Origin of the sequence: Phycicoccus sp. M110.8, from assembly GCF_032464895.1 — a bacterium.
In the GTDB taxonomy this organism is placed as follows: Bacteria; Actinomycetota; Actinomycetes; order Actinomycetales; family Dermatophilaceae; genus Pedococcus.
Window position 1 is genome coordinate 1,013,477 of the sequence record NZ_JAWDIC010000001.1, and the last position, 10,284, is coordinate 1,023,760.

At 72.9% G+C, this 10,284-nt stretch carries 7 protein-coding genes; 2 read left to right on the forward strand and 5 right to left on the reverse strand.

Going from position 1 to position 10,284, the window contains the following annotated elements:
• Positions 1-16: 16 nt before the first annotated feature.
• Positions 17-3,613 carry a transcription-repair coupling factor gene (gene mfd / locus RKE38_RS04765; RefSeq protein WP_316006297.1) on the reverse strand — a complete coding sequence of 1,199 codons (3,597 nt, stop codon included), beginning with the start codon at positions 3,611-3,613 and terminating at the stop codon, positions 17-19.
• A 257-nt stretch (positions 3,614-3,870) separates the two neighbouring features.
• Between mfd and RKE38_RS04770 the strand changes: the two genes are divergently transcribed.
• Together RKE38_RS04770 and RKE38_RS04775 are read left to right on the forward strand one after the other, a co-directional pair.
• Positions 3,871-4,488, forward strand: a complete 618-nt coding sequence (locus RKE38_RS04770) for a hypothetical protein (RefSeq protein WP_316006298.1) — start codon at positions 3,871-3,873, stop codon at positions 4,486-4,488.
• A gap of 305 nt (positions 4,489-4,793) precedes the next feature.
• Positions 4,794-5,546 (forward strand): hypothetical protein, encoded by a 753-nt coding sequence (locus RKE38_RS04775; RefSeq protein WP_316006299.1) that lies wholly within the window; start codon positions 4,794-4,796, stop codon positions 5,544-5,546.
• On the opposite strand, the gene RKE38_RS04780 is transcribed toward RKE38_RS04775, so the two are convergent.
• The 4 genes from RKE38_RS04780 to RKE38_RS04795 are packed head-to-tail and all read right to left on the reverse strand — an operon-like array spanning position 5,465 to position 10,166.
• Positions 5,465-6,649 carry a glycosyltransferase family 4 protein gene (locus tag RKE38_RS04780; protein ID WP_316006300.1) on the reverse strand — a complete coding sequence of 395 codons (1,185 nt, stop codon included), beginning with the start codon at positions 6,647-6,649 and terminating at the stop codon, positions 5,465-5,467. The genes RKE38_RS04775 and RKE38_RS04780 overlap by 82 nt on opposite strands.
• Positions 6,646-7,758, reverse strand: coding sequence for an NAD-dependent epimerase/dehydratase family protein (locus tag RKE38_RS04785; RefSeq protein WP_316006301.1), 1,113 nt, complete (start codon positions 7,756-7,758; stop codon positions 6,646-6,648). The genes RKE38_RS04780 and RKE38_RS04785 overlap by 4 nt, the downstream gene beginning before the upstream one ends.
• Entirely contained in the window at positions 7,755-8,897 is a 1,143-nt protein-coding gene (locus RKE38_RS04790; protein ID WP_316006302.1) for a glycosyltransferase family 1 protein, read from the reverse strand. The genes RKE38_RS04785 and RKE38_RS04790 overlap by 4 nt, the downstream gene beginning before the upstream one ends.
• Before the next feature lie 3 nt (positions 8,898-8,900).
• A complete protein-coding gene (locus RKE38_RS04795) occupies positions 8,901-10,166 on the reverse strand; it encodes an HAD-IIIA family hydrolase (protein ID WP_316006303.1) in 1,266 nt (421 codons plus the stop codon).
• Between the last annotated feature and the right edge of the window lie 118 nt (positions 10,167-10,284).

Consider the following 10,284-nt stretch of genomic DNA (forward strand, 5'->3'; position numbering starts at 1 on the left):
TTCCCTCTCTCGGTGCTCAGCGGGCGGTCGCCGCTCCCTGTCCGGCTCCGACGCGGGCCGCGTCGGAGACGCTGCCCAGCAGCACGGCGCGGATGAGGTCGCTGGCCCACTGCAAGACTGCCGTGTCGCGCAGCGGTTTTCCACCCACCCGGGCCGTGGTCGGCTTCGGCACGAGAATGGTATGCAGTGCGTCCTTGACGAGTGACTTCGGGTACAGCCGCTGCAGGCGCAGCTGCGCCGACTCGGGCAGGTCGACCGGCCCGAACCGCACGTAGTTGCCCTGCACCGAGATGTCGGCGACCCCCGCCTGGCGGGCCACGGTGCGCAGCCTGGCCACCTCGAACAGGTGCTGCACCGGCTCCGGCGGGGGGCCGTACCGGTCCTGGAGCTCGGCCACGATCTCGGCCAGCTGGTCCTCGTCGACGACGCTCGCGAGCTTCTTGTACGCCTCGAGCCGCAGCCGCTCCCCCGGCACGTAGTCGTGCGGCAGGTGCGCGTCGACCGGCAGCTCGATCTTGATCTCCGCCGGGGCCGTCTCGCCCTCGCCGCGGAAGTCGGCCACCGCCTCGCCGACGAGCCGGACGTAGAGGTCGAAGCCGACGCCGGCGATGTGCCCGGACTGCTCGCCGCCGAGCAGGTTGCCGGCGCCGCGGATCTCGAGGTCCTTCATGGCGATCTGGATGCCGGCGCCGAGGTCGGTGTGGCTGGCCATGGTCTGCAGCCGGTCGTGCGCCGTCTCGGTCATCGGCTTCTCGGGCGGGTACAGGAAGTAGCAGTAGGCCCGCTCGCGGCCGCGGCCGACGCGGCCGCGCAGCTGGTGCAGCTGGCTCAGGCCGAGGACGTCGGCACGCTCGACGATGAGGGTGTTGGCGTTGGAGATGTCGAGGCCGGTCTCGACGATGGTGGTGCAGACGAGCACGTCGAACTTCTTGTCCCAGAAGTCGACGACGACCTGCTCGAGCTTGTGCTCGCCCATCTTGCCGTGGGCGGTGGCCACGCGGGCCTCGGGCACGAGCTCGCGGATGCGGCTCGCTGCCTTCTCGATGCTCGACACCTTGTTGTGCACCAGGAACACCTGGCCGTCGCGGAGCAGCTCGCGCCGGATCGCGGCGACGATCTGCTTCTCGTCGTAGGCACCGACGTAGGTCAGGACCGGGTGCCGCTCCTCCGGGGGCGTGGCGAGCGTGGACATCTCGCGGATGCCGGTCACGGCCATCTCGAGCGTGCGCGGGATCGGGGTCGCCGACATCGCGAGGACGTCGACGGAGGTGCGCAGGCTCTTGAGCTGCTCCTTGTGCTCGACGCCGAACCGCTGCTCCTCGTCGATGACGACCAGGCCGAGATCCTTGTAGCGGATGTCCTTGGACAGCAGGCGGTGCGTGCCGATCACGAGGTCGACGCTGCCGTCGGCGAGGCCGGCGACGGTCTCGCGGGCCTCCTTGTCGGTCTGGAACCGCGACAGGGCCTTCACCGTCACCGGGAACTGCTGGTAGCGCTCGGTGAACGTCTGAAGGTGCTGCTGGACCAGCAGCGTGGTCGGCACCAGCACGGCGACCTGCTTGCCGTCCTGGATCGCCTTGAACGCGGCCCGCACGGCGATCTCGGTCTTGCCGTACCCGACGTCGCCGCAGATGAGGCGGTCCATCGGGACGGTGCGCTCCATGTCGGCCTTGACCTCGTCGATGGACGACAGCTGGTCGGGCGTCTCGACGTAGGCGAAGGCGTCCTCGAGCTCGCGCTGCCACGGGGTGTCGGGACCGAACGCGTGGCCGCTGGTCGCCATGCGGGCGGAGTAGAGCTGGATCAGCTCGGCCGCGATCTGCTTGACATAGCGGCGGGCCTTGCTCTTGGTCTGCTTCCAGTCCGAGCCGCCCATGCGGTTCAGGGTCGGCTGCTCGCCGCCGACGTAGCGGGTCACCTGGTCGAGCTGGTCGGTGGGGACGAACAGCCGGTCGCCGGGCTGGCCCCGCTTGGACGCGGCGTACTCGATGACGAGGTACTCGCGGGTGGCACCGCCGACGGTGCGCTGGACCATCTCGACGAACTTGCCGACGCCGTGCTGCTCGTGGACGACGAAGTCGCCGGGCTTGAGCTGCAGCGGGTCGACCTGGTTGCGCCGCCGCGACGGCATCTTGCGCATGTCCTTGGTCGAGCCGCCCGTGCCGGTCGAGCCGGTCAGGTCGTTCTCGGTGATGACCGCGAACCTGCTGGCGGGGCAGAGGAAACCGTTGCCGACCGATCCGTTGGTGAGGTGGACGACGCCGTCGGTGAGGTCGGTCAGGTCGGCGTCGAGGCGGGCCGGCACCGACTCGGTCGCCAGCACCTCGGCGACGCGCCGGGCCATGCCGGGGCCCTCGGTGACGACGACGACCCGCCAGCCGTCACCGACCCAGCGCCGGAGGTCGGCCACGGCGTCGGGGGTGCTGCCGCGGTAGCGCGGCGCCTCCTCGAGGCCGGTGTTGACGACCACGGCGTCGTCGGCGGCGGTCTCCTCGTCGGCGACGAACGGCGAGAGGTCCCACCACGGCATACCGAGCTCGGCGGCGTGGGCGCGCAGGTCGGCGACGGTCCAGAACGAGGCGGTGCCCAGCACGCCCTGCAGGTCGATCGGCACGGCGTTGCCCGCGGCGGCGTTGGCCCAGCCGGCGTCGAGGAACTCCTGGCTGGTGGCGACGAGGTCGTGGGCGCGGGTGCGCACGCGCTCGGGGTCGCACAGGACGACCGCGCTGCGCTCGCGCAGGGTGTCGAGGATGCTCTCCATGCCGTCGACGAGGGCCGGCGTCAGCGACTCCATGCCCTCGACGGCGATGCCCTCGGCCAGCTTGCCGAGCAGGTCGAGGGCCCCGGGCAGCTGGTCCATGAGCGCCCTGGCCCGCTCGCGGACGGAGTCGGTGAGCAGGACCTCGCGGCACGGCGGGGCCCACAGGCCGTGCTCGGCCACCTCGAGGCTGCGCTGGTCGGCGACCTTGAACCAGCGGATCTCCTCGACCGTGTCGCCCCAGAACTCCACCCGGACCGGGTGGTCCTCCGTGGGCGGGAAGACGTCGAGGATGCCACCGCGGACGGCGAACTCGCCGCGCCGCTCGACGAGGTCGGTGCGCGTGTATGCCGCGGCCGCGAGGTCCTCGACGACCTGCTCGAGGGGTGCCTCGTCGCCGGCCCGGAGCGAGACCGGGGCGAGCTCGCCGAGGCCCTGCGCGAGCGGCTGCAGCACCGCGCGGACCGGGGCGACGACGATGTCGAGCGGGCCGTACGTGGCGTCGGTGGGGTCGGGGTGGCGCAGCCGGCGGAGCACGGCCAGCCGCTTGCCGACGGTGTCGCTGCGGGGGCTGAGCCGCTCGTGCGGCAGCGTCTCCCAGGCCGGGAAGTCGGCGACCCGGGCCGGCTCGAGGAAGCACCCGAGCGCGTCGACGAGGTCCTCGGCCTCGCGGGTGGTCGCCGTGACGACGAGGAGGGGGCGGTCGGAGGCCCGCGCCATGGCCGCGATGAGCTCGGGGCGCGCGCCGGCCGCCACGCTGAGGTCGGCGGACGGCTCGCCGGAGCGGGCGACGGTCAGGGCACCGGCCACCGCGGGGTCGGTGGCGAGGACGTCGAGCAGGGGGGCCAGCGACACGGGGACATCTCTCCTGGGGCAGCACGAACGCCCCACCGCAAGGAGCAGGTGGGGGTGCTCCCAATCTAACCGCGACCCCCGACACGGCACCCGGGCACGGGCCCGACGCGCACCCGCCCACCAGCCGGTCGCGCATACGCGCACGGGCCGGTCGTGCAGCCGGCCCACGACCTCCTACAGCATCGGCATGGGGTGCCGGCCCGCCGGCGCTCGTACCGTCGAAGGGCATGGGCAGACCGACCACCCGGGGAGAGACCATGACCACACGGACCCGCCTGGCCCTGACGAGCGCCGTGGCCGTCGTGGCCCTCGGCACCGCGGGCTGCACCGGCGGCTCCGGGTCCGGGTCGGGCGGTCACGGGTCGGCTGCACCGGCCCGCAGCGCGACCTCGTCCACGTCCGGGTCCACGCCGTCCCGGGCGACCGTCAAGGACACCCGCGCCGACATCCCGCGGGTGAGCCCGGCGAAGCTGGCCGACGTGTCGTACGCGAAGGCCTCGGCCGGGCGCATGCAGCTGTTCAGCCCGGTGGCCAAGGCGTCCGGCGGCCTGGCGACCCAGCGGTCGGTCACCACGGTCCGCGTGGGGGGCAAGGACGCCGGCGTGGTGGCCGTCTACACGCTCAAGCCGGGCTCGTCGAAGAGCACCACCTTCCAGGACCAGTACGTCGTGCAGCTGCTCAACTCCGTCTCCCGGTCGACTGCCGAGCCGCGCTTCGTCAAAGTGGGCTCGCAGGTGATGGCGCTGTCCACCGGGCAGCGCTCCGTCGCGGGCTGGGTCAGCTCGAACCAGCTCGTGCTGGTCCTGCGCCAGGGGAGCCAGCCCGACCTCGCGGCCCTCGCCGCCGCCGTGCAGGCGACACCACTCAAGGGCTGAGCCGCGCCGCGGGCTCCGGCCCACCCTGCCGGCACCCCACCCCCACCGACGGGCCGGGAGGCCGCGGTCGCCGACAGGTGTCGACGGGGCCTGTCCCGGGGTGCCCCGCCCCGGTGGTCGGGGCCGTCCACGATGGCGCGGTCCGTGCCGGTGCGTACGCATTCTGGACGATGTCCGCGCCTGCACCGCTCGGTAGCGTCGGCCGACAGTCGCACCTCCCCATGTGCAGGGCATGGGCGTCCCGGCGGCTCCACCACCAGGGAGCCGCCGGGACCTGCCTCGTCGTCCCCAGGGGGGTCCCGTCCATGCGCGTCGTCCTCAGCAGGCTGCCCGGCACGGCCTGGTTCGGGCTCGGCTCCGCGGTCTGCCTCCTCGCCCTCGGCCTGCTCGTCGCGACCGGCGCCACGCACGCCCTGGACGTCGCGACGACCGCCCGGCTGCGCCCGGGGGACGCCTGGGGCGGCGCGCAGGTCTCCGCGGCCCCGTGGATGGCACGCCTCTCCCCACCGCACATGGTGCTGGTGCTCGCGACAGCCACCGCCACCGCGTGCGTGTGGCGCCGGACGTGGCGCCCGGCGCTGTTCGCCGCCGTCCTGGCCACCTGTGCCGTGGTGCTGACGGCGGCGGTCAAGCTGGCCCTGCAGCGCCCCGACCCGCACGGCTGGGTGGCACCCTCCGGCGGGGCCTTCCCCTCCGGCCACGTGGTGGCGGTGCTCGTGTGCTGCGCCGGATCGGTGATGGTGCTGTCGTCGCGGGTCCGGTGGTGGCAGTGGGCCCCCGTGCTCGCGGCCGGCGCGCTCATGGCCCGGGCGCTCCTGGTCTCCGCGGCCCACTGGCCCACCGACGTCGCCGGCGGCGTCCTGCTGTCCCTGGTCGTCCTCAGCGGGGTCGGCCTGCTGCCGCTGCGCCAGGGGCCGCTGCGCCAGGAGCCGTCCCGGGTGGGATCCGCGGGTCCTGGGTCCTTGCGTGCCCGGTCTCAGGCCGTCCTGGCGGTGCGCACGACCTCCGCGTCGCGGAGGAACGACAGCAGCCGCGGGGCCACCACCTCGGCGTCGTAGTCGCGCTCGAACCGCGCCCGCGCCGCCCGCCCCGTGCGCAGCAGCAGCTCCGGTTCGCTCATGAGCGAGACCAGCACGCGAGTCGCACGGGCCACGTCGTCCACCGGCCAGAAGAACCCCTCGACACCGTCGTCGTACAGCTCTCCGATCCCGCCCGCCTCGGCGCACACGACGGGCAGCCCGGCCGCCATCGCCTCGATGACGGCGAGGGGTAGCGACTCGGACACGGAGGCGTGCACGTACGCCTCGTACTCGCCCAGCCGCTGCTGGACGTCCGGCTGGAAGCCCAGGAACCGGACCTGATCACCGACGCCGAGCTCCTCGCACAGCGCCACGAGCCGGTCGTGCTCGACCCCTTCGCCGAACACGTCGAGGACGTACCGGTGCCCCTGGTCGCGGGCCTGCGCCAGCACCTGCACGAGGAAGCGGTGGTTCTTCACGCCCTCGAGGTTGCCGACCGACACCAGGTGGCCCCTGCGGCGCGGCCCGTCCCCCACCCGGGGAGAGCGCACGAAGTTGTGCAGCACCCGCGCCGGTGTCCGGTCCACCTCTGGACACCACTCCCGCAGGGCGGCCCGCCCCCAGGACGACACGAAGACCAGGCCGTCGACGCTCGTCACGACCTCGCGCTCGATTCGCCGGATCCACCGGTAAACCGGCCCGCCCCTCGCGATCTGGCCCTTGTCGGCCCACTCGTCCGACTGGGAGATCCTGAAGTGCACAGCGAGCACCACGCGCTGGTGCGGGCCCTGGCGGGCCGCGAGGGCCGCCCGTGCCGAGACCGGGCACTGGGCGTAGACCGTGCACGCCCCCACGGAGGCGAGCCGGCGGCGCAGCACCCGGCGCAGGACGTACTCGTGGCCGGAGCGGTACCACCAGACGTTGGCCGGCCCCCAGACGCGCTCGAGCACCACCCGGGCGCCGAAGAGCGGCAGCAGCAGGGCCCGCCGCACGAGCGACCCCTCGGCCCAGCTGTGCGGGGTGAGCACCTCGGCGTCGGCACCGACCGAGCGCAGGTAGGCACGCAGCTGGCGCACGTGGGTGTGCACCCCTGTGATCCCCTGCTCCCTCGCGATCGAGGCGACCAGGACCGGCGTGTTCACGTCGCCGCCCGGCGCACGACCCCGAGCTGGCGCATCTTGGCGTCGGCGTCGGCGAGCACGTCGTCCAGGCCCGGCATCCCCTCCAGCCACGCGGCATACTCCGCGACGGAGTCGGCGGGGATCCGCTTGGGCTCCCAACCCAGGTCGCGCAGCGCCGAGATGTCCGAGTGGATGTGCCGGGTGTCACCGAAGCGGTACTCCCCCGAGACCCGCGCCGGCAGGTCGGACCCGTAGTGCGCCCGGACGACGTCGGCGAACTCCGCGGTCGTGTATGCCGTGCCGCCGCCGACGTTGAACACGTGGCCGGCCGCGCGGTCGTCGGTGAGGGCGAGCTCGTTGGCGGCGACGACGTCGTGGATGTTGACGTAGTCGCGGATCATGCCGCCGTCCTCGTACAGCGTCGGCGCCGAGCCGAGCAGGTAGTGCAGGCAGAAGATCCGGCACGCACCGGAGTACGCGTTGTAGATGGACTGCCGCGGGCCCTGGACGATGCTGTACCGCAGGGCGACGGTCGGGATGTCGTAGCGGCGGCCGAGGTTGACCGCCACCATCTCCTCGCCGTACTTCGACATCCCGTAGGCGTTCTGGGGGTGCGAGAACGACTCGGGCGTGAGCAGCATCTCCAGCGGGCCACCGCACTGCGGGCACCGGTGGTCCCACTCCCCCTTCGCCAGGGCCGACTCGGGTCGCATGTCCGGGGCCTGGGGTCCGTCGACGGGGCAGGAGTACAGCCCCTCCCCCATGGCCGACTGCGACGAGGCGACGACGACCCGCTGCAGGTCGAGCCCCTCCGCCACCGCGATCTCGTAGATCAGGGCCGTGGACACGACGTTGGTGGAGGTGAACCGCGAGAAGTCGGTGAGGTAGTCCTGGTAGGCGGCGAAGTGGTACACCGCGTCGACCCGGCGCAGCAGGTTGGCGAGCAGGTCCTTGTCGCGGACGTCGCCCACCCACAGCTCCGCCCCGGGCGTCAGGTAGTTGGGCTTGCCGTCGCGGTGGACCGGCGCGGTGAGCGCGTCGAGCACGACGACGTCGTGGCCGAGCTCCACCAGCCGGTCGGCGGTGTGCGAGCCGATGAAGCCGGCGCCTCCGGTGACCAGGATCCTCATCGTCCGCTCCTCATCGCGTGGACCTCGCGGTAGACCTCGAGGGTCGACTTCGCCGTCTGCGCCCACGTGAACTCGCCGGCGCGGGCGAGGCCTCGTGCCCGCAGGCCGTCGGCCGACGCCATCGCCTCGAGGATGGCGCGGCCGATCGTCTCGGGCGCCTCGGGATCGGCGAGCACCGCTGCGCCACCGGCCGTCTCGGGCATCGCGCTGCGGTCCGACGTCACCACCGGGCACCCGCACGCCATCGCCTCGAGGATGGTCAGCCCGAACGTCTCGTTGTGCGACGGGTACACGAACACGTCCGCGGCCCGGTAGAAGTCCACCGTCTCCTCGAGCGCGACGCCCCCGACCCAGACCACGTCGTCGGCGATCCCCAGCTCGTCGGCGAGGGCGTGCAGCTGCGCGACGTATGCCGTGTCGCGGCCGGGACCCACGACGACCAGCTTGTGCCCGTCGAGGTCGCCCTTGACGAGGGCGAACGCGCGCAGCAGCCCCTCGCAGTTCTTGTACGGCCACAGGGAGGACACGAAGAGCACGAACGGCCCGTGCACGGCATACCGCTCGGCGAGGCGCCGCCGCGCCTGCTCGGGGTCACCCGGCCGGAACACCTCGTGGTCGACGGCCTCGGGGATGAGCCGCAGCTTCGACGGGTCGACGTCGAGGTGCTTCTCCACCTCGGCGCGCAGGCTCTCGGAGTTGATGATGATCGCGTCGGCCACGCTCGCGGTGCGCGGGTAGCCGATGCGGCGGTACATCCGTGCCGCGGCACCGATCGCCTCGGGCGCGGTGAACGCGTGCATCGTCTTGAAGTGCGCCACGAGCCCGGGCGCCGGCTTGACCATCGGCGCGATCAGGGTGTTGAAGACGTCGATCCTCTTCAGGGGCAGGCGGATCGGCGCGTAGAGGTGCTCACTGAGGGTGCGCAGGTTCCGCCGCTCGTTCGACCACGGGAAGGTCACGTAGTGCACCCCGCGGCCGTAGCCCTGGTGCATCGACCGGGTCCGCGGGCTGACCAGCAGGTGCAGCTCCTCGTCCTCGGTGAGGTTGGCGGCCATCTCGGGTATGACCCTGGTCCAGAACCAGTGGGCGCCGGAGGGGTGGTCGGGGTCGTCGGTCAACAGGTTGATGGCGACACGCATCGCTCAGAACACCGCGCTCTCGACCGCGGCAGCCTCCATGTGCGACTGGCGGACGTACTGCGCCAACAGGTGCATGCACGCCTGGTGGCTGTCCTCGATGACGCCGTAGTTGAGCGAGTCGACGTGGATCGACACCGTGGCCAGCTCACGGGACGGACCGCCCGTGAAGCCGGTCAGCGCGATGGTCTCGACGCCGTTGGCCGCGCACCACTCCAGCGCCCGGACGATGTTCGGCGAGCGGCCCGACGAGCTGACCGCCACGACGACGTCACCGGGGCGCGCCTGCGACTGCAGCTGGTACTCGAACACGCTGTCGTAGCCGATGTCGTTGGCGATCGCGCTGAGGATCTCCACGTTGGTGCTCAGGCTCTGCACCCGGGTGAGCAGGTCGGTGCCGATGCGGACGCCCTTCACGTGGTCGCACTGGAAGTGGTTGGCGATCGAGGCCGAGCCTCCGTTGCCGATGGAGAAGACCGCAGCGCCCCGGGTGTATGCCGCGTCGAGGATCCGCGCGGCGGCCTCGAACCGCCCCTCCTCGACCGTGGCCAGTGCGCGGGCCAGCTCGTCGGCGTAGTCGCCGGCGAACCACCCGGCGTCGCCGTAGGCGTGGGCGGGGAACGCGGTCGCCGCGGCCGGCGGGGCCGCGGACACCGGCGACGGCGCGGAGACACGCGAGGACGCGGCCGCCGCGAGCGCTGCACCGTCGACCGGCCCGGCGGCCAGCTCGGCCAGGATCAGCTCGACGGCGTCGGCGAGGCTCGCCACGCTCGTGATGCCCGGCTCCACGGCCGCACTCCCGCCGACGAGGAGCGGCGAGGCGCCGACCGCGCGCGCCAGGCCGACGTCGCAGGCACTGTCGCCCACGACCCAGGAGCGGGCGAGGTCGAGCTCGAGCGCGCCGGCAGCGGCGATCGCCATGCCGGGCCCCGGCTTGCGGTCGGCGCTGGCCCGGGCGAACGGCGCCACGGTGCCGTCCGGGTGGTACGGGCAGGAGAACCACGCGTCCACGTGCGCGCCACCGCGGGCCATCTCGGCCGCCATGTGCTTGTGCACGAGCTCGACGTCCTCGAGCTCGTAGTACCCGCGCGCCACCCCCGCCTGGTTGGTCACGACCGCGACCGGGATCCCGGCGGCGTTGAGGCGGGCGATGGCCTCGATCGCGCCGTCGAGGAAGACCACGTCGTTGACCGATCCCACGTAGCCGCTGTCGACGATGATCGTGCCGTCCCGGTCGAGCAGGACTCCCCGCCCGGCGTGTCCCAGAGCCATGTCCGTCTCCCCGCGCTCCGTCGTCACCCGGTCGCCCCCGCGACCGCAGCCCCCGGCAGCACGCGCCCACGTCGGTGGGGTCGGACCGGGTCGGGGCAGAACCGCTCCGTGACCCTTG